A 20979-nucleotide genomic window follows, 5' to 3' on the forward strand; every position below is an offset into this window, starting at 1 on the left:
ATTCATCATTCAGATATTCGTATGGACGTTGGGTGAAGCGCTGGAAATATTAAAGACAAACCGACTGCCCATAGGACTGGACTTTTTAAGCCATACAATGCCACCCATTAATTCGGCGAGTTGTTTACAGATGGACAGGCCCAGCCCTGCTCCGCCATACTTTCCTGAATTACCATGAATCTGGGAATAGGATTTGAACAATAGATCCTGACGATCCTGCGGGATGCCGATGCCCGTATCCTTTATTTCGTAGGATGCATGGAGAGTACCTTCTGTATCAGCAGATACCTCAGTAGAGATGCATACTTCACCTTTCTCCGTAAATTTAAGTGCATTCCCAACGAGATTGATTAGAATCTGACGAACTTTGTGCTGATCGCCCATAAGCATCAGATGATCATTAATATTATATTCTGCGTACAACCTAATTCCTTTTTTCTGTGCTTCAGAAGAGAATAATTGTAATACATGTTCAACTGTTTCAGTGACACTATAGGGCTTGATCTCCAGAGAGATCGCACCAGCTTCTGCTTTGGAGTAGTCCAGAATCTGATCCATCATCGACAGAAGGCTGGCGCCACTTGACTCAATGACATTAACATATAACGATTGATCCTCACTTAGCCTGGTCGATTGCAACAGATTGGCCATTGCAAGAACACCATTCATTGGCGTCCGGATTTCATGGCTGAGAACGGCCAGCAAATTTTTCTTTTCTTCAAGCACTTTTGCAGCGGTCTCTTCCGCCTGTTTTAATTGTTGCAGAGTTGTTTCCATCTCAAGAAGACTCGTGAAAAAGGAAGACAAGGAGAGAAGCAGATCCACGTCCTTTTGTTGATAGGAATAGAAATCCTGATCAAATGAGCAAAGGGAGCCGTAGATTTCTCCGTTCTCATTATGTATAGGCACACCAACAAATGAACACCCACCTACGAATTCGGTTGCGTCCATATGTCTGGTTAATGGATGTGTTAGATTATTATTGATTACTAACGGGCCTTGGGAATGTTCAGTCACAAGTGCACAGTATGACTCGGCGTTATCAACGACCAGCCCCTCACCCAGAATAAGTTTTTCACGATTATATACGTTCAGAACCTTGGTGGATAGATGATCCAACTGGGCAATACAAAACGTGTTTGCAGGAATTAACCTGCTTGCCGTGTCCATGACATTAGCAGCCGAATCATATAATTTATGTGAGACAAGGGATAGTACATCAATGAATTCTGTTTTTAACATATTGATTTGACTCCTCCTGATTGTAGAAATTCGTTGTGCACTGTATTCAGTATATATGAATTTGAAGAATCGATCATGTATGGTTTTGACAGTGGAAGACGGAAATGAGAAAATATAATGCTGTGCAACATGTATATATTAATAAAGTTTTGGAGGCAAATCAATGAATCAGCGTTTTCGAATTACCCGATCCATGCAAGATAGTAATGCCGAACAATCCATCTCGCTGGAAGAGTGCAAACTCTACTTCGAATCCCAACCCGATTTTACCTATTCACCGGTTCTTAACATTGTAGGAGCTGAGAGCACCATGACCATCGACGGGGACTTTTTTATGTGGGACCTTGAGGGTGCACAGATTGCTTTTCGTTTGTACATGGGGGATCTGTATGTAGCTATTTCTAACGAAGCTATTGTACCCAAAATGATTGAGATTGCAACAGATCTACGTGCAGATATCGTTGAAGGGTAAGAAGTAGAGAACTAGAGTTTAATAAAATGTAATGATGTTATTTGTAGTATACTTTAGACATCCCTGTAAAAATGAGACTAAAGATTCATTTATATTCCATATGTTAGATTGTAATATATGGAATATAAAACATTTTACAGGAGGGTAATGAAGTGAAAAAGACCAAATTAATGCTTGTTGTATTCATGAGTATGATCCTTGCCTTATCCATAACTGGAATAGGATCGAGTTCAAAGGCTTCTGCAGCTACGGCACGTACACCCATTGTATTGGTACATGGATTGACCGGTTCAGATAGCAATTTTACAGCAATTGAGAGTTATTTGCGTAGTCAAGGGTGGACAAGAGACGAATTATTCGCGATTGACCTTCCTAGCAAACAAGGAAACCAGCTGTTGAACTCCGCAGCAATTAGTCGATTCGTAGATGATGTTCTGCGCCAAACGGGTCATACAAAAGTCAATATTATAGCTCATAGCATGGGTGGAGCTAATAGTCTCTATTACATACTTAACCGTGGAGGCGCTTCCAAAGTGGATAAGTTGATTACCCTTGGCGGGGCTAATCGATTGACCACAACGACAGCTCCGAGTGGAATAAAGGTGACTTCGATCTATTCCACCAGTGACACGATTGTGTCCCCGGTACTTTCCCGGTTGAACGGGGCGAACAACGTTTCGGTTTCCCTCGTATCCCATATCGGTCTGCTGTTTAACTCGCGGGTGAATGCCCTGATCAAAACTGCGTTGAATGAGTAGCTGAACATACAAAATGTGCATTCTCTCATAATATACTGAATGATTGACTTGAACACGACTGGCCATTCATGGTTAGTCGTGTTTTCGTATTACCCGGAAATGGCTCGCTGAGGTAAGTTTCAAAAATAGGTACATCCATTCTATAATTAGAAATCAGAATAAAAATGGAACAAGTTAAAGGAGTCTGTATACATGCAACCTCAACCGAATGATCGGATTAAAGTTCATCCAGGCTTTTGGGCTGGATTACATCAATTAGGGATTGGTGCTGATGACATCGCTCGCACAGCACAACTATCTCTTGAGACAATAAATAAACCTGTAGTGACCCAATCTCAATACTTCGCAATCTGGCAGGCCTACTCTGATCTCAATGGGGACACCGCCGAGGGCATCATCAAACTTGCAACCGGATATGAAATATCGAAGTATCCTCCACCTGTACTGGCGATGTACCATGCTCGTGATTATCGTGATGCGTTGAATCGCATGGTGCGTTACAAGCAAATGTGTCCTCCCGAGAGTTTGCAGATTACCGAAGCAGGTGAGGAATGGTTCATTGAACTCGAATGGTTACATAAGGAGCAACAAGGTCCGCCATTACTTGTTGGTATTACGCTGGCATTTCTGATCGAACTTGGACGGAGGGGCACAGGACAACCTTTGACTGCCAAAAGGGTTGAGTTCTCCCAACCGATGGGTGACGTAGCCACCCTTGAGGCTTACTTCGGCTGCCGAGTTGATACGAATTCTAACCATAATCGGCTGACGCTGGAACGGAAAGATCTGAGTCTTCCATTTCTATCGTATAACGAGGAGTTACTGGAGATTCTGACCCCGGCACTGGATCGGTCGCTGGACGAACAAGAGAGCAATCGTTCCATTACTGAAGTGGTCAAATGGATTATGAAACGCAGCCTCACAGGAAAGCGCCCTGACATCCAGACGGTCGCCAAAGAGCTTCGCATGAGTGATCGTACCTTGCAGCGGCGACTGACGGAGGAGAACACAAACTTCAAGCAATTATTAACCGAGGCCAGACGTGAGCAGGCCCGAGAGTACCTTGCAGATCCTTCACTCGATATCAAAGAAGTGGCATTTCTGGTTGGATATGAAGATCAGAATTCATTCTATCGTGCTTTCAAGATCTGGGAAGGGGATACACCTTCAAATTGGCGTGTAAGGCAATAATTCTGGCGTAAAGTGCTAGTTACTAGGCCCCTCAGACTGCGTAATATTATATCTACCCGGTGTATGAAGCTGTTGGCAATTTTCAAGAAATAGCTGCCGGATAGTTGTAATCAAGAAGGAGAAATGCAGGATGGATATGGGACTAAAAGAGAAAACAGCCTTAGTTACAGGATCAACAAAAGGAATCGGTAAAGCGATTGCTATAGAACTCGCTCGAGAAGGTGTTCATGTTCTGATTAATGGACGTAATGATGAAGAGGTGGAACAAACCGTTCGTGAAATCAAGTCTACTTTTCCGGAGACCTCTCCGCAAAAGGCTACCGCTGATCTTGTGGATCTGGCGCAACGCGAAGCTTTATTCGAGAAATTTCCTGAAGTTGATATATTAATCAATAACATGGGTATATATGAAATCATGAGTTATGAAGACATAAATGATGAAGTGTGGGAGAAATATTTCCGTACTAATGTACTTGCTGCCAATGGCTTGTCTCAATTTTATTTACCTAAAATGGTGAAGAACAATGACGGACGTATTATTTTCATTGCAAGTGAAGAAGCCCTTATGCCTTCAGGCCAGATGCCTCAGTATTGCATGACCAAGTCAATGCTGCTGTCATTATCCAAAAGTTTGTCCAAACTGACAGCAGGGAGCGAGGTTACGATCAATACGATCCTGCCAGGTCCAACACTGTCCGAAAACGTACAAGAAATCATTGAGGGCATATACCCTGATGAGGCACTGACTTTTGAGGAAAAAGAGAAAGACTTTATGAAGAGTAATCTGCCACAGTCCGAATTACAGCGATTCATCAAGCCAAGTGAAATAGGCAGACTCGCTGCATTTGTATGCAGCCCATATGCTTCAGCCTTCAGAGGCTCTCCCATCCGGATGGACGGGGGCATGGTTCCCACCATATTTTAAAATTGTTCAGGATACAGGATATGTATCCATAAGATGTCGCCAGCATTGGCGGCTTTTTTATTTGTAAATGATCTATGCGAGGGCGTCAATCGAGTTTATAATACAGGTATGTTTTTCGAAAACGATTTCTGTTCATTGGAAGCGATTACTTTTATCGATTATATGAATCTAAAAGGGGACACTATCATGATAGAAGCAATAAATCTGGAAGGCATATGGAAACTCCAACTTGATGAACATAAGGTGGAACGTGGTCTGAATTTCTCAGACGTTATTACATTGCCAAATACTACATCTCATGCGGCCAAGGGCAAGAAAAACGAGAATGTGTTAATCGGTGCGCTGACGGATGAGTACTTATTCGAGGGTTATGCCTGGTTTTCACGAGAGATTGAAATTCCCGAACACTTGGCTGGCAAACGTTGTTTCTTGCATCTGGAACGAACAAGAGTTACCACAGTCTGGATTGATGGGGTGGAATGGGGAAAGCAAAACAGTCTGAACACACCTCACCGTTACGAGATTGAGGCAGGGTTAACCGCTGGGACTCATACAATTACGATTCGTGTGGACAATACCAATTATCCAACCAAAGGGGGTCACCTTACATCCGAAGACACACAGACGAATTGGAACGGCATCACCGGGAAATTGGAACTTCAATTTTTCGAGCGTGTTTTCCTGGATAATGTTCAGGTCTATCCCGATCTTGCGACTCGATCTTTCGATATCAAGGCAGCACTTGTTGGTGACCTGCAAGAAGTACGAATCGTGGTTTCAGCTGTTGCAGTCAGTGCAGATCCGGTGTATACGACCGAGGAACAGATTTTCGCCCCGGATTCGCAGGAAATCCAGCTGACGTACAAGATTGGTGAAGATGCGATGTTATGGAGTGATGATGAACCTAACCTGTACCAACTTCATATTCATCTGCAAGATCAGGACGGCGAAGTGCTGGATTCCACCGAAGTATGGACGGGATTACGGGAATTCCGGGCTGCTGGAGACAAATTCACCATTAATGGTCGAAAAACGTTTCTTCGAGGCAAACATGACGGGCTGATCTTTCCGCTCACGGGATACGCGCCAACAGATGTGGATGAATGGGTTCGTATTCTCGCTATCTCCAAGTCCTACGGTATCAATCACTACCGTTTTCATACCTGTTGTCCTCCGGAGGCTGCTTTTATTGCAGCGGATCTGCTCGGCATCTACATGGAGCCTGAGCTTCCGTTCTGGGGAACGATTACGGATGAATCTTCGGATGGGCATAATCAAGCCGAGCAGGATTACTTGATTAGCGAAGGATTTGCGATGCTGCGTGCTTTTGGTAATCATCCTTCGTTTGTCATGATGTCGATGGGGAATGAACTATGGGGAAGCAAGGACAGATTGAATTCGATCCTGAAGGCATACAAAGCATATGATCATCGTCATCTATACACCGAAGGTTCGAATAACTTTCAGTTTGTGCCGGACATTCTGGAGGAAAGTGAATTCTTCTGCGGGGTTCGTTTCTCCAAAGAGCGCCTGTTCAGAGGTTCATATGCGATGTGTGATGCTCCGCTCGGTCACGTGCAGACCGACCTGCCAAATACATTGAAAGATTACGATTCAAACATTGTACCTGAGCAAGGCAGCGATGCTGACCCTTCTGGTCAGACTGGGGACAAAGAGATTCAGATTCAGTATGGGACAGGTTCCAAAACAGTGCAGGCCGAAGCTGGAAGTGACCAACTTGTCTCACACGTACCAATCATCTCGCATGAAATTGGACAGTACGCCACGTTTCCTAATTTCGAGGAGATCAACAAGTATACGGGTTCTCTCAAAGCCAAGAATTTCGAAGTGTTTCGGGAGCGTCTGAATGCCAAAGGACTGGGACATCTGGCGGAAGCATACTTCAGAGCCTCTGGTAAACTCGCGGTCGCATGTTACAAGGAAGAACTGGAAGCTGCTTTTCGTTCGCAGCAACTAGCCGGGTTCCAGCTGCTGGATCTCCAGGATTTCAGTGGTCAGGGAACAGCGCTGGTGGGTGTACTGGACGCATTCATGGATTCCAAAGGCATGATTACACCTGAGGAGTGGAGAACGTTTTGTTCCGACGCTGTGTTGTTGGCGAGATTCCCCAAATATAATTATCAAGCGGGTGAATTGTTCGAAGCACGCATTGAACTAAGTTACTTCCGCAGACAGGCATTGGACGGACGTCATCTGAAGTGGGAGCTACATGGTGAGGATTCCACCCTTACAGAAGGGAAAGCAGACCTGCCAGCGACCCATGGAGAACACTATGTGAATGTCGCGGATCTCAGCATTCGCATTCCTGAAGTCTCCAATATGACCAAAGTGGAACTTAGACTGTCTATTCCGGGTACGGATATCCGTAAGTCTTACTACCTGTGGATCTACCCGAGTCAGGAGGAAGTGGACCTGAGCGGTTTGAATCTATTTACCGAACTCTCGGAACAGGCGTTGGCGCTGCTTGAGCAGGGCGAGGATATTTTACTTTTCCCGAATCCCAATCAGCTTCAACACGCGATCCAAGGTTTCTATAGCACCGATTTCTGGTCTTACCCTATGTTCCGATCCATCTCGGAGAATATGAAAAGAGAAGTTCCTGTGGGCACAATGGGCTTGTTAATTCAACAGGATCATCCGGCCTTCGAACATTTTGTCTCAGAGGAGCACTCAACTTATCCGTGGTGGAGCATCGTGTCCGAGTCGTCATCGATCATCTTGGATGAGTTGGATAAAGACTTGAATCCGATCGTGCAGACCATTGATAATTTTGAGCGAAACCACAAGCTCGGCCTGTTGATGGAGTGTCGGGTCCGGAAGGGGAGAGTGCTGATGGGAGCGCTGAATCTGGAGCGTCTGATGACTACATTGGAGGGCAGACAGCTGTTATACAGCTTCCAGCATTATGTACAAAGTTCCGCTTACCAGCCAGTTGCACGTCTGGAAGTAGAGGAACTTCGCAAGTTGTTTAACTAAGATGTAGGGAGAAGAAGTGTCAGGTTTCCCTTAATTATGCCAATGAGCCCCTTCCGCGTATGGAAGGGGCTATAAGACATGCAGATTGAATCGGTTCATTCTCTCATTATGCGTTAAATGAACCTGCACTTTTTAGGATTACATTCCAATCTTCTTCAAAAAGTATGTTGTCTTTCTCCTCTGTTACTCCGATCCGGACCTCAAGGATCACCATCCTGGTTTCAGCCAGAATAGAAAAGAGACTCTCCTTGGTAATCACGAACTGATTGCCCATACTCACTTGCATGACCTTTCCGTTGACAAGCACTTGCCCACTGCCTGCAAGCACGGTCCATGCTCTACACCCAGTTCTATGCCAGTTCAACCCGATATGTTTGCCCGGTAGAACCGTTATGTTTAATGTGGTTACAGTTGTATTCTCATCGTCTAACGAACTCTCAATGACACGATAACTGCCCCAGGTTGCTTCACCATACATCGGTTTTAATGGCAAGTTACCCAATTGAGCTTTAATTTCATTTGAATTATTTTTGTTGGCAATGAGAATGCCATCCGGACTTGCGGCAGCGATAATACCTGGCACGCCAATGACTTGGATGGGGTAGGGAAGCTCGTTAATAATATAGGAATCGGAGGAAGAACCCGAGATTCCACCGTGTCCGATTACATGGGTATCTAACTGTGCGCACAGCGTATCCCAGCTTCCGATATCCTGCCATACTCCCTTATAAGGCAGGACTACGGCCCGCTGTGCCTTTTCTGCAACATGCTTGTCAAAACTGCGTTCAGGTAACGCTTCATACAGGGACGACAATTGATCATAATGAACCGGAAGCCCCATTTTTTTAATATGGGATATCATAAACGCGACGGTGAACGCGTACACACCGCAGTTCCATAGTGCCCCACGTTGTAGCAGCGTTTCAGCAATGGTGGCTTCAGGTTTTTCTATAAATTGTGTTATGGGCGCATAAGCATTACGTTCTTCCCCACCCGGCAGGATGTATCCATACTGTTCTGAAGCATGTGTAGGCCTTGTCCCAATTAAAGCGATTTCGGCTTGAGAATGTTTCAATATGTCCGGCAGTAATTGGAAGTTGCTGAAAAAATCTTCACCTGCGAACACATCAGCTGGCGCGATACAGATCACATCGTCATCTTTGGCCATTCGGAAGGATTGCAGATATAACGTCGCTAAGGCCGCCGCAGTAAAAGTGCCTCGTTTATAAGGTTCCCCAATGACTGGGATTTTGCCTTGAGTATGTCGTGCCGTAATATTAGCCTGATCTTGATGTGAAATAATGAGTGTTGAATCCGTTAGGGATGAACTGTCAAGCTGGCGGCATACTCTGCTGATCATGGATTCCCTACCTCCAGCGGGTGATGGAAGTATATCTATGAACAGCTTGGAGCGAAGCTCATTGGATAAAGGCCAGAGCCTTTTGCCAGAGCCGCCGCACAGCATTACGATATGCATGGGCTTCCTCCTTAAGCTCAGGGAGCTTTACTATAGATTTTCCGTTTATGAAAGGAAAGAGAACGATATTTAAGAGCCAGATTGCGGATTTGTTGCTCTTTTAACGAAGAAGCGTTCACATTCAGACTTTTATTCTTGGAACTTCTAAGGACCATGCTGCCTGGGTTTTTCGTATACATAAAATTGGCATACGTTTCATACTCGGAGAAACCAAACTGCTTTTTCTTATTGATATTGGAGATGATCGCTTTGTACCATGGCAGTTTATGAACCGCTTCAATTTTCTGTTTTAAGGCAGCGAGTTTCGATTTGTCGAACAGCATATAATGGGTGACAAAAGAGCGGGGACGCGGAGCTTTCATGCCTAATAACTTGCGGTAGGTATTGAAATATTCCGGCTGGCTCCAGTCACGGCAGTAAAAGACTGTTTTGCCTTCTACAAGAAATGAATGAGGTTTAATCAGTACGGTATCTGCATCCATGACTAGAAAGTACTTTGCCTTCACAATGGAATCTCCGTTCATTTTGAGCAACTGCTGATATAACCAGCCTGACCGATTCCATCGGGAGGACTGGTAGTGTATGTCGTTTTTGGTTATAGGCAGGACGGATCGCTCATTAACAAAAATGCAGTTTTTGAGGGTACAGAGTTTTCTGATCTTGGTGCTGACCGGAGAAACAATATATATGCTTCCAATGGGATGTTTTACATAACGGCGAATGTTATCGATGACGAGGGGAAGGGTAGCCAAATCTTTCTCGATCGCTGGTATAAGAACATCAATCTTAGGCGCATTATTCAACCGGATTCCAGGCTGGACGGACATCTACTCATCTCCTTGCACAAATCGTGATGACTCATTATATGGTATGTGTGCAAAAGTGTTTTGGTCAGGGCATGTGCAAATATACATTTTTACGAATAGGGGCTTTTGTTGAGGGTTCCTTTATCGGTATTACATATAATGCTTGCAGGATCTTGATCAAACAGCAGGCTTTGATGCGGTTGCTGAAGGGAGAGTTTACGACATGGGAGTTGATAAGTTGCAGCCGTTAAGAAGCAAGTGGTTAAAAACAAAATTGATCATAAATAATGAATTAATTAAACCGTTTATCCCCGACACACAGAAATATAACAAAACGAATCTGAAATCCATGATCAGCAAATATGGGATGGTCTATGTCAAACCCGAGAGAGGTACTTTCGGGATGGGTGTTATTAAGGCGGAGATGGAAAGTCAGCAACATTTTGTCTATCAGATCGAGCAAAAACGTCTGACGTTTGACAGCTTTGAATCGTTTTATAACAGTCTGACTCGTCTGGTGAATAAAAGAAGTTATCTGATTCAGAGAGGAATCCATCTGCTTAAGCACAATAACAGACGTTTTGACATCCGTGTCATGATACAGCTAAGCCCGACCAAACATTGGGAAGCTACCGGAATCATCGGTCGACTGGGTCATCCTAAGAAAATCGTAACCAATTATCATAGTGGTGGTACACCGATGGATATTCACAAGCTACTACAATCGCATGCATCCACAAAACGCAGGAATGAACTGGTTCAGGAGATGAATGAGCTTAGCCTGCGCATAGCTCGTCATATGAAAAAAAAGTATCCGTATCTAAAGCAAATCGGTGTAGATATCGGCCTTGACCACAGTCTGAAACCCTGGATTATTGAGGTAAATGTCAAACCTGACCCATTTATATTCAATCAATTAAAGGACAAGACGATGTATCGCAAGGTAATACGATATTACCGCCATGCTTTCCCCAAAAAAACAAAATAACAGACTGGACTTTTCATAGGAATGCTGGAGAAGGTTACAAGCTCAAGAGTCGCCAATGTGGCGACTTTTTTTGTTGATCTGCGTTTTAGGGTCGGAATAATGCATTTCATCCCCATTCGACTCCGAAACCTATGCTAAAATAGTATATTCGAGAGTGAAATTCAGAGTCGATGTCGATGAAAGGCGGATGTTCCCCCATGTTCAATATTGCAATCTGTGATGATGAGGAGCAGCAACGAGAACGTGTGAAAACGATGCTGGTCTCCTTATCTCTAAAAACCAATTTTGATTTTCAAATTAGCCTATTCACATCTGGTGAACAACTGCTCTCGCACTACAGAGAGGTTGGGGACACATTCAATATTCTTATCTTGGATGTGGAGATGGGCGGAATGAACGGGATTCAGACCGCTAAAGAGATCAGGAACCTGAAGTTTCTGGATGTACAGATTATGTTTCTGACCAGTTACCCGGAATATATGGTGGAGAGCTTTGATGTCATCACCTTTCAATATCTGATCAAGCCAATCCAGCCGCAAGTTTTCGAGGAAAAGATGATTAAGCTGTGTCAATATTTTCAGGCATTGGACAAAAAGTATGTACTAATCAAATCAGACTATGATGAATTGCTGCTGAAATATGATGATATTCTCTGGATTGAGGTCGTCAAAAGTTTAACGATTAAGAACAAGTTGAATTTTGTGACACAGGAAAATGTACATGAGACCAAAGGCATTTTATCCAGTTATGCTACCGGTTTGAAAGACCATGGTTTCTTGCAGATCCATCGCTCGATTATCATCAATCTGATGCATGTTCAGAAGTTTTCCGGTACCCAAGTCATTATGTTGAATGGAACGGAACTGCCCATAGGTCGATCCAAGGTCAAAGAAATCAAGGATGCCTACACCAAATATATGATCATGAGGATTCAATGATATGGGTACCTATATGATCTTTTCCATCATCTTTGTGACCTTACTTATGGCATTTCAGGCGAATTTTTATTTTGATTCTGTGTTGGGCAAGTCCAGGCGTAAGCCGCGCAGAGCGATCTATTTCATGGTATTTGTCATGTTGGGTTATTTTTATTTGGTCTCTTCCTTCTCTGATATCGTTTCTACTGCTGTTGCTCTGCTGTTAATCTTCAGTCTGGCACAGTCCTATGAAGTGGAGTTCAAAATCAAGCTTGTTTTTACCATCCTGTATGCGGTTCTGATTACAATGGCAAATACGATAGCTGTATATATTCTCGGAGTCTTGGAATCCACAGAATTCATTTCATGGGAACAGTTCAACGGAGAAAACCACTGGATTCTTTCCAAGGTAATGCTGGTTGGTTGCAGTATCATGTTTATTGTTATTCAAATTGTACGTTTAGTGGCTAAACGCAGAAGTTTTGCCGTGCATTATCGTTATTATTTGCTGTTTCTTATCGTACCCATTATTACGATCTATCAGATCAATGTGGCCTCCATATATAGTGAAAAAAACATATTCTACGTCTTTTCCGTACTAGGCTCTCTATTTCTCAACGTGTTCATTGTTTATGTATTCGATAATATGGTGGAAAAGGTACAGCTTGCGCATGAAAATACCCAGTTACAGCGTCAGATGGACTACCAGGATGCCAACTATGAGAAGACCGTTCACAGTTTCAAAAACATTAAATCCATCATCCATGATATCAATCAGCAATTTCTGTATATTGATGAATGTATCCAGCGTAACGAACTGGCAGCGGCAGGTGACCATATCAAGTCAACATTAAATACCATTGAAGGTGCGTACCAGCGGGTGAACTCCGGTAATCTGGTCATTGATGCACTCGTTACAAATACCTTGGCTATGGGGCAGGCAAACGGGATCAAAATCGACACCAAAGTCCAGCTCCACTCGCAACATATCCAGATCGATCGATATGATCTGTGTGTAGTGCTTGGTAACATGCTTGATAACGCAATTGAGGCCTCCAAGAAAGTTAGACAGGCCGAGGATCGATACATCCTCATTGCCATTCACTCCACATCATCTACACTGGTCATCCAGATTATGAATCATGTGGAGCAACCAATCGTTGACTTGAAAAGTGACAAGCCCAATCCGGAGTACCATGGGATCGGTCTAACCAATATATCGCGAATGTGCGAGAAATATGGTGGACATATGAGTATTGAGCATCAGCATCGGAAATTTAACAACATGGTCGTGCTTCCGTTCCACACCGACAACCCCTGAACCTGCCGTTCAGGGGTTGTTTTTTTCCATTCAGGGTCCGTTTTCGTTTGATCAGTCTCTTCCCGGATATGATGAATTCATTCATAAGAACATTTGAGGGAGGACATAGGATGAAGAAACTAATTAGTCTTTTATGTACAGCGGTGCTTGTAATTACACCGCTGGCAGATGTCAGAGCAGAGGAGAATAACAGCGGTACGATTGAGGCACGGGCGGAGCAGATCGCCAAGGAGATGGTGCAAAACTACGGTGTCACCAGTGTGCAATATGCGATCATGGATGAAGGGGAATATATTTTATCAGATAGTGTCGGACTGCACGATAAGGCATCACAGAAGCCAATAGACAAGGATAGCATGTATGGCATAGGCTCGGTTAGCAAAATGGTTGTTACGACAGCCGCCATGAAGCTGGTTGATTCCGGTAAAATAGATCTGGATGAGCCACTTACTTCGTATATCAAGGACTTTAAAATGGCAGATGCGCGCTATACTCAAATCACACCGCGCATGTTGATGAATCATTCATCCGGTCTTTACGGTACACATTATGGAAACAGCATGTTGTTTGAAGATAATGACACCCGCAATCATGATGAGTTATTGCTCAAACTTCAGTCCGAAAAACTGAAATCCAAACCTGGCGCATACTCCGTCTACGCCAATGACGGTTTTCAATTGCTTGAAATCCTGGTTGAACGGGTGAGTGGATTAAGCTACAGCGAATATATCGCCAAGTTCATCAGCGAGCCGTTGAAGTTGGAATCAACGAAGACACCACTAGATTCCTTTGACAGAGCGCAATTATCCGAAACCTATTGGCCTACACTTGAGATGAAGATGCCTACCGAAAATGCAAACATTATCGGCACAGGCGGAGTGTACTCTACAGCAGAAGAATTGAGTCAATTCGGAGAGGTTTTAATGGGGAACAGACCGGATATTCTGTCCGAATCTGCTGTGAAGGCCATGCAATCTCATGAATATCGTAAGGGCATATGGGTATCTGATGAGCAAAATACGATCAATTATGGCTTGGGATGGGATTCGGTTGACCTTGCACCTTTCAGCGATTATGGGGTTACCGCGCTTGCCAAAGGCGGGGATACCATGTTGTACCACGCCGTGTTAATCACTATACCCGAACATGATATTTCAATGGCGGTTCTATCATCTGGCGGATCTTCCATCTACAATCAGATGTTTGCCAGCAAAGTGCTGCTGGAAGTTCTGGCGGATCAAGGCATCATCGACAAGGTTAAACCCGATCAGACCTTCTCGTCACCCGACAAAGTGAAGATGCCAACAGAATTAAGCGCGTACTCCGGTCTCTATGGTACGGTAGGAGAGACATTGGATATAACGATTAAGGATGGTGAGATGCAACTGCCAGCCTTGTTGGGTGGAATTATTCCAGAGCAGAAATATGTGTACACAGGCGACAAACATTTTACAAGTGCGGATGGCAGTGTGAAAGCTAGTTTTGTGAAGGAACGTAATGACAAGGTATATGTTAAAGTTCAGGGTATGATTACGTTACCCGGCATAGGCCAAACGGTAATGAACACGTATGATTATCAAAAACTGGATCATAATGCGCTTGACGCAGCAACAAAAGAGAAATGGACAGCTCGTGACGGCTCGAAATATTACGCGTTGGATGAAAAAATAACATCGATCTTTTATCTGCTTCCATCGATGCTGATCAAGAACCTGTCTGTTGACGCCGAACATGGTTACGCCAATGGTACGCAAATCATGGATGCAAACAACGCAGAGAATATCGCCGAGATTCCTGTAATGAACGGAAGAGACGCGTTTGATCTGCAATTTTACACAAAGAATGGCGCCGAGATTTTGCTCCAGGATGGGCAGGAATACATTGCTGAGGAGGCGATTACTCCAATCTTTGGTGGAAAAAAAGGAATTACGACTATTCCGGCAAACGGTCAAGCCCGGTGGTATGCGATCGATGCCCGATCGGGTAACAAATCCATCACGGTGGATTCTCCGAAGACCGGAGGTTATGCAGTGTATACTGATAAAGGGGAAATGGTTGACTTCTCTGTAGCAACCAATCATGAATCGACGAAACTCCCGAAAAGTGGTTTTATCGTTTTTGGTGGGGACTCCGGTGATATATTCCAGATCCAACTAAAGTAAAGCAGAAACTTCATTAATGAGTCACGTTCGCAACTTATCACCGAAAAAATACAGTTATCAAGAAGTCGCCTGGTGGCGGCTTTTTTGATATTTTCTTTGAATAATTTAACAATACGGTAACTATTTGGACCCATCACACGTTATGTTTATGTAGTTATATCTCAGGATTTTAATAACAGGAGGAATTCATTTACCATGGTCAATATACATAAACGTCAAATGAATAAGGAATGGAAAAGAAGAGCAGGAAGACCCATCATTGCAGGCATTACTGCCGGAATGTTGATGGTTCACGGCGTTATCGGCGTGTTGCCATCGCAGGCACATGCTGAAGCATCGGATGTATCCATCCGTAACTGGTATTCGTATCAACGAATCACTGTACCTGAACTGAAACCTTCTTGGACAGCGAAAGTAGATAACTATCTGAATATGAACGAGACTTATGTTGGAGTTAATGCGATCGCAGAAGAAGGAAAAGTATTCACGTTTGCTGGATCGAAGCTGATTGCACTTGATGCGACAACAGGTAAACGGTTGTGGACTTACGGCAAAGAACTGACTCCTTATATTACCTATCAAAGCGGGATTCTCTACGGACTGACCATTGATCACAAGCCATATGCCTTGAATGCGAAGACAGGCAAAGCAAAATGGCAGTCAGGTACATCCACCTGGATTGATACGTATAACCGTACGGAAGCTCTGATTCCAACGGTGGATACCCTCTACGTGATTAAGGGGAGTACAACGTTTGCACTGGATATCCAGTCAGGCAAACTGCGCTGGGAAGCAGATGAACCATTAGGTGAAGGTAATGGTACTGAGTATCTGAGAGAATCTAATGGTGTGGTGCTGAGAACCTTTTTTGTCCAAGGGGCACTTACATCCTTACAGCTTAATGCATATGACAAGAAAACGGGCAAGAAGATATGGGGTCATTTTGGTCAGGGGGAAGCTATTCAGATCAAAGACGGTCTTGTATACTCAGCGGACTACTATTCTTCGATGTTGGAAAATGACGAGTCTTCACCAGAACGCAAATGGAAAGTGAATGCGTACAACTTGAAGACCGGTGTGTTGAAAGGAAGTCAGGAGTATAAGTGGACCATGCCGGGGGATCCACCGTATGTGAATGGGTATGGAGGGATATTTTCCAATAAAGACAAACTATACATTCTACAAGGGGATAAGATAGCGGAGTATTCGTTGACCTCAACCAAGCCGGGTCCCGCGCCACTTCGAACTTTTCACCGTCCTTACGGCGAAAATATGGTATGGCTTGGCGTTACACAGGAAAGGTTGATCTTCAAAAACGGAAACACGGGAGAACTTACAGGCATCAAGCTGGCTAATGGTCAGGAGGTTCAGTGGCATGGTGATGCTCCCGTTTCTCAGATCGATGTTTACGGTAAAGGCATGTATCGAGCGCAACGTAACGGCACCCTGCTTGTCCTCAACATGATGTCGGGTCAGTCGGTCTTCCGCGTCTCCACCGGTGGAGATCTGCATAACACGACGTTAAAGACAAACGGAATGATCATCATCCAAACCGAAGGCAAACTTCTCGGCGTTAAGCTGCCAGCATCGCTGAAATAAGTGATTTAAGATGAAAAATATGTGAGAAGACTGGATTACGGCATAGCTGCCCATAATCCGGTCTTTTTTTATTTTTGCGCATAAAACACTGCAAAGTCCAAGTATTTGTACATGCAATCTGCCACGCGAAACCCCGCTTCCTCCAACCACACCAATTGATCCTCCAGCGTGGCATTGATATCCACCTTGCGTCTTTCAATCGATGCCGAGATGTCCGTATCGAGGGTTCTTCCCTGACCCTAGGGAAATACTGATTATGGATAAACTCATAGGTTGGACCTATGGATTCCGAGTCTCAGCCATGGGTAATAACATGTAAGCGCAGAATATAGACAGGGAGGAATGAACCTGATGTTTCAACCACGTTCTATTATGATGAGTATCTCGTTAATCGTTATAGTTCTAACACTTGTAGCTTGCTCTGGTAGTAATGAACCTTTGCCTAGCCCTCAACCATCAATGCCAGTAGGTGAACCTGCTCCAGCACCTTCAACAGAAAATGAACAACCAACTGAAACAGGTGGAACAGAAGAAGCAAATGAAACGGAGCGTCCACAGACCGCAAGTTTTGAAATGTTGACCGCAGATGGCAATCAATCACTAGAGGCGACCTTGCAACAAGGAGAAGGATTTTCCTTGTACGTATTCGAGAAATTCACATTTGATGCTGCTCAAGGCCGTCTGTCACTGACTAGTAACGCTGACTATTATGTGGATATTGAACCACTGCCTTCGGATTATAATCTGGCAGAACTGGAGACAGCGGGTAAAGAAGAATTAGAAAAAGCCGGTAAGGTATCTGATTATAGTGGAGAGCTGGTAGAACACCCACTTGGTTATGCCGAGCTCTATCTTCAGGCCTCTGGTGAAGAAGGCATTAGCGATTATATGGTCTGGAAATCAGAAGAAGAGGAAGCATTTCTATTCCGTCTTCATAATCCAAAAGGAGAAGAGGCCTCTGATTTCGCCAGTCCGGTCCTTGTTTCGTTATCCACCGTTCAGGGTGATTCGTAACGTGGATGACTATAATCATTTCAACGAAAGTCGCCAACTGGCGGCTTTTTTACGTTTACAGATTGCACGGAGAAGTTGCAGGTGATGTATTCACTTCCATTTGACTTAGAGTACGCTCTAGGGTGTAGACTTTGAAGAAGTAGAAATATTACTAAGGAGATGAACAGAATGACACAGGAAAATAATACTAGAACTTTACAACATAAAATGGACTCTGGCTTCAACCATAATAGTACAGCGGAGGATGTATTGAGGGATCTGGACCTGTCCGGACAGCTTGCTATTGTAACGGGTGGATATTCCGGCCTGGGGTTGGAGACGACACGTGCGCTTGTTAATGCGGGAGCCCGTGTAGTGGTGACTGCACGTCGTCCAGCGGTTGCGAAGGAAGCACTTTCGGGTCTGGAAGGTGTTGAAATAGATGAATTGGACCTCGCTGATTTATCCAGCGTTCGTGCTTTTGCGGAGCGGTTTCTGGCGAGTGATCGGGACATTGACATGCTGATTCTTAATGCGGGCATCATGGCTTGCCCGGAGACGCGGGTTGGTCATGGCTGGGAAGCTCAATTTGCAACCAATCATCTGGGCCACTTTGCCCTGACTAATCTGTTATGGCCAGCACTTGCAAGTCAGGGGGGAGCACGTGTTGTTTCCTTGGCATCAGCGGGACATCATTTCTCATCGATTCGTTGGGATGACATCCAATTTGAACATGGCTATGAGAAATTCACTGCCTATGGACAGTCCAAAACAGCAACGATTTTATTCAGCGTTGAGCTGGATCGTCGAGGTACAGAGCACGGCGTACGGGCTTTCTCAGTTCATCCTGGCGGAATTATGACACCACTACAGCGTCATATGCCACAAGAGGAAATGATTGCTCTAGGCTGGATTGATGAATCTGGACAAGTGGCCAATCCTGCGTTCAAAACACCTGGGCAGGGGGCAGCGACGCAAGTCTGGGCAGCAACTTCACCTCAGCTTGAGGGAAAAGGCGGTGTCTACTGCGAGGATTGTGACATCAGTGAATTGGCTCCAGAGGATGGAGGTTTCTATGGGGTCAAGAAGTATGCCATCGACCCTGAGCAAGCTATTCGTTTATGGGAGCTATCAGCCAAGCTGACTCAAACAGACATAGAACTCTCATAATCATGTAGTTGTGGCAACAGAGCAACAGCTCGCTTCCATGCAGGAACTCACGGAAAAGTTCAAAATCTAAAGAGAATGTGATTAATTATAATGAAAACAACATAATTTCAAACAAAATCTCCTATTTAGCATATAATAAAGAAGGAGCATCTCATTTTCGCGATGGTGCAATCATTTCTTTATGAATTCAGGGAGAGAAAATCATGAATATTTTTGAGCATCAGATACCTTTGGAAAAAGTGAAATTCAATGAACCACTAAAAAATCACACGTTTATTAAAATAGGTGGCAACGCAGATATTCTCATCCATCCAACAACGATAGACGAAATCACTAAAATCGTGGAAATTGCCAACTTACATCAGTTACCTCTGACGGTCATTGGAAAAGGCTCAAACGTCATTATTAAAGACGGGGGCATCCGGGGAGTAACGATTTCTCTTAGCCACTTCGATCAAATTAAAGTGAATGAGGACAGCATGATTGCGCAAAGCGGCGTTGATATCATTGATGTATCCAGACTTGCTTTGGAGCATAGCTTGACCGGTTTGGAGTTTGCTTGTGGTATTCCCGGCAGCACGGGGGGTGCACTTTACATGAATGCGGGTGCTTATGGCGGTCAGATCGCCGATGTTGTTGAACGTGCAACTGTGATCACCAAAGACGGCGCAGTGTTGAAGATCCCGCGAGAAGAGATGAAGTTTGGTTATCGAAATAGTCTCTTCAAGATGGATCACTATATCATACTGGAGGCCGAATTCGGGCTCAAAAAAGGCAACAAGGAAGATATTGCAAGCAAAATGAAGGAATTAACGTTCCTGAGAGAATCCAAGCAGCCGCTTGAATTCCCCTCTTGTGGAAGTGTATTTAAACGACCCGAGGGACATTTTGCCGGTAAACTGATTCAGGATTGTAACTTGCAGGGCACTCGCATCGGAGGTGCTGAAATCTCCATGAAGCATGCAGGTTTTATCGTAAATGTGGATCACGCTACTGCCCAGGATTATATGGATCTGATCCAATTTATTCAGAAGAAAGTATATGATACGTTCCAAGTTGAATTGGAAACCGAAGTAATCTTTCTGGGAGAATAGCTTCAATGAATGACTTGAAAGGTCGCCAATGGCGGCCTTTTTTGATTGTCCGAATTATACTTAAACAAGAACTAATATGCTAATTATGGTAATATCAGAGTGATTGTATTTAATATTTCATCGTTATCATAAGGAGTGTACATGGAGATAATCAAGCGTAACAGGAGAATTCTGCTAATCACTGCAATGGTAATTTTACTATCGCCCCTGTCAATCTTGGCATATATGTATATGAATGAACGAGCTGGCGGGCTAGCCGATCAACGGATATCCAAAGTTTGGGGATTGAATGAACCTATACATATTCCTATAGCGAACAGTCCTCAAAGGGCCGTTCAAGAATTTAGAGGTGAATCTTATACCTCCCAATTCATTCATCAGGAGGCTGTGGACGGGGGCATGATTTTGTTCACGCACAAAAAGGGTCGGGAAAACAACAGTAATCTTCAGATGGAGTATACCCGCAAGAACATTTTCGGATGGAAATGGGTATGGGGTGGAGGATATTCCATTAATGAATCAGTTGAATCCAAGTTTGCGTTGAATTATATGAGCATACCGAAATTAGAAAAAGTCTCGGCCCCGTTACCGATGTTATTTGGTGACATTATAGACTCCACTATCAGACGTGTAACTGTTGAAATCAAAGAAAATGGAAAGCCCGAAACTTTCGATGCGAAGCTGGTTGAGGCAGGTGAGAACCAACAAATCTGGTATGCATTCCTGCCTTCATCAGCTACTCCTCCTTATACAATCAAAGCATATGATGAAAAGGAGAGCCTCTTAATCAACAAAGACATTGAAGAGGCAGATGGCTTTGGCTCATTATTTATTGAATAATCTCAAATAGAACTCCAGTAAAAAACA

At 44.1% G+C, this 20979-nt stretch carries 17 protein-coding genes; 14 read left to right on the forward strand and 3 right to left on the reverse strand.

All coding sequences use genetic code 11. The features are described 5' to 3' along the window. Positions 1 to 9 precede the first annotated feature (9 nt). Positions 10 to 1242 carry an ATP-binding protein gene (locus tag MKY95_RS15130; RefSeq protein ID WP_339199531.1) on the reverse strand — a complete coding sequence of 411 codons (1233 nt, stop codon included), beginning with the start codon at positions 1240 to 1242 and terminating at the stop codon, positions 10 to 12. Between the two features lie 163 nt (positions 1243 to 1405). On the opposite strand from MKY95_RS15130, the gene MKY95_RS15135 reads away from it, so the two are divergent. From MKY95_RS15135 to MKY95_RS15155, 5 genes are all read left to right on the forward strand, one after another. After that, the gene (locus MKY95_RS15135; RefSeq protein WP_076317953.1) at positions 1406 to 1714 is read left to right on the forward strand and encodes a hypothetical protein; all 309 of its coding nucleotides are present in this window, start codon (positions 1406 to 1408) and stop codon (positions 1712 to 1714) included. 170 nt (positions 1715 to 1884) lie between these two features. Beyond that, positions 1885 to 2472, forward strand: a complete 588-nt coding sequence (locus tag MKY95_RS15140; protein WP_076318164.1) for an alpha/beta fold hydrolase — start codon at positions 1885 to 1887, stop codon at positions 2470 to 2472. A gap of 192 nt (positions 2473 to 2664) precedes the next feature. After that, a complete protein-coding gene (locus tag MKY95_RS15145; protein ID WP_339199534.1) occupies positions 2665 to 3663 on the forward strand; it encodes a helix-turn-helix domain-containing protein in 999 nt (332 codons plus the stop codon). A 130-nt stretch (positions 3664 to 3793) separates the two neighbouring features. Next, a complete protein-coding gene (locus MKY95_RS15150; RefSeq protein WP_076317951.1) occupies positions 3794 to 4588 on the forward strand; it encodes an SDR family oxidoreductase in 795 nt (264 codons plus the stop codon). Positions 4589 to 4774: 186 nt separating this feature from the next. Continuing rightward, the gene (locus MKY95_RS15155) at positions 4775 to 7585 is read left to right on the forward strand and encodes a glycoside hydrolase family 2 TIM barrel-domain containing protein (RefSeq protein WP_076317950.1); all 2811 of its coding nucleotides are present in this window, start codon (positions 4775 to 4777) and stop codon (positions 7583 to 7585) included. A gap of 106 nt (positions 7586 to 7691) precedes the next feature. Here the strand turns inward: MKY95_RS15155 and MKY95_RS15160 are convergent, their stop codons facing one another. Further along, complete coding sequence (locus tag MKY95_RS15160; protein WP_076317949.1) at positions 7692 to 9062, reverse strand: sugar phosphate nucleotidyltransferase; 1371 nt, start codon at positions 9060 to 9062, stop codon at positions 7692 to 7694. A gap of 17 nt (positions 9063 to 9079) precedes the next feature. Continuing rightward, positions 9080 to 9889 (reverse strand): DUF6492 family protein, encoded by an 810-nt coding sequence (locus tag MKY95_RS15165; RefSeq protein ID WP_339199538.1) that lies wholly within the window; start codon positions 9887 to 9889, stop codon positions 9080 to 9082. 202 nt (positions 9890 to 10091) lie between these two features. Between MKY95_RS15165 and MKY95_RS15170 the strand changes: the two genes are divergently transcribed. The 9 genes from MKY95_RS15170 to MKY95_RS15210 all read left to right on the forward strand — a co-directional run bounded on the left by MKY95_RS15170 (position 10092) and on the right by MKY95_RS15210 (position 20952). Then, positions 10092 to 10856 (forward strand): YheC/YheD family protein, encoded by a 765-nt coding sequence (locus tag MKY95_RS15170; protein ID WP_339199541.1) that lies wholly within the window; start codon positions 10092 to 10094, stop codon positions 10854 to 10856. A gap of 197 nt (positions 10857 to 11053) precedes the next feature. Continuing rightward, positions 11054 to 11794, forward strand: coding sequence for a LytTR family DNA-binding domain-containing protein (locus MKY95_RS15175; protein WP_339199544.1), 741 nt, complete (start codon positions 11054 to 11056; stop codon positions 11792 to 11794). Position 11795: 1 nt separating this feature from the next. Beyond that, complete coding sequence (locus MKY95_RS15180; RefSeq protein ID WP_338708773.1) at positions 11796 to 13094, forward strand: GHKL domain-containing protein; 1299 nt, start codon at positions 11796 to 11798, stop codon at positions 13092 to 13094. Positions 13095 to 13204: 110 nt separating this feature from the next. Beyond that, complete coding sequence (locus MKY95_RS15185; RefSeq protein WP_076317946.1) at positions 13205 to 15256, forward strand: serine hydrolase domain-containing protein; 2052 nt, start codon at positions 13205 to 13207, stop codon at positions 15254 to 15256. 195 nt (positions 15257 to 15451) lie between these two features. Then, positions 15452 to 16855 (forward strand): PQQ-binding-like beta-propeller repeat protein, encoded by a 1404-nt coding sequence (locus tag MKY95_RS15190; RefSeq protein ID WP_076317945.1) that lies wholly within the window; start codon positions 15452 to 15454, stop codon positions 16853 to 16855. A gap of 351 nt (positions 16856 to 17206) precedes the next feature. Then, entirely contained in the window at positions 17207 to 17869 is a 663-nt protein-coding gene (locus MKY95_RS15195) for a hypothetical protein (protein ID WP_076317944.1), read from the forward strand. A 168-nt stretch (positions 17870 to 18037) separates the two neighbouring features. After that, positions 18038 to 19018, forward strand: coding sequence for an SDR family NAD(P)-dependent oxidoreductase (locus MKY95_RS15200; RefSeq protein WP_339199551.1), 981 nt, complete (start codon positions 18038 to 18040; stop codon positions 19016 to 19018). A gap of 203 nt (positions 19019 to 19221) precedes the next feature. Beyond that, positions 19222 to 20112 (forward strand): UDP-N-acetylmuramate dehydrogenase, encoded by an 891-nt coding sequence (gene murB / locus MKY95_RS15205; RefSeq protein WP_076317942.1) that lies wholly within the window; start codon positions 19222 to 19224, stop codon positions 20110 to 20112. 225 nt (positions 20113 to 20337) lie between these two features. Then, positions 20338 to 20952 carry a hypothetical protein gene (locus tag MKY95_RS15210; protein ID WP_339199554.1) on the forward strand — a complete coding sequence of 205 codons (615 nt, stop codon included), beginning with the start codon at positions 20338 to 20340 and terminating at the stop codon, positions 20950 to 20952. Positions 20953 to 20979: the final 27 nt, after the last annotated feature.

The organism is Paenibacillus sp. FSL P4-0176, assembly GCF_037975265.1.
GTDB lineage: Bacteria > Bacillota > Bacilli > Paenibacillales > Paenibacillaceae > Paenibacillus > Paenibacillus amylolyticus.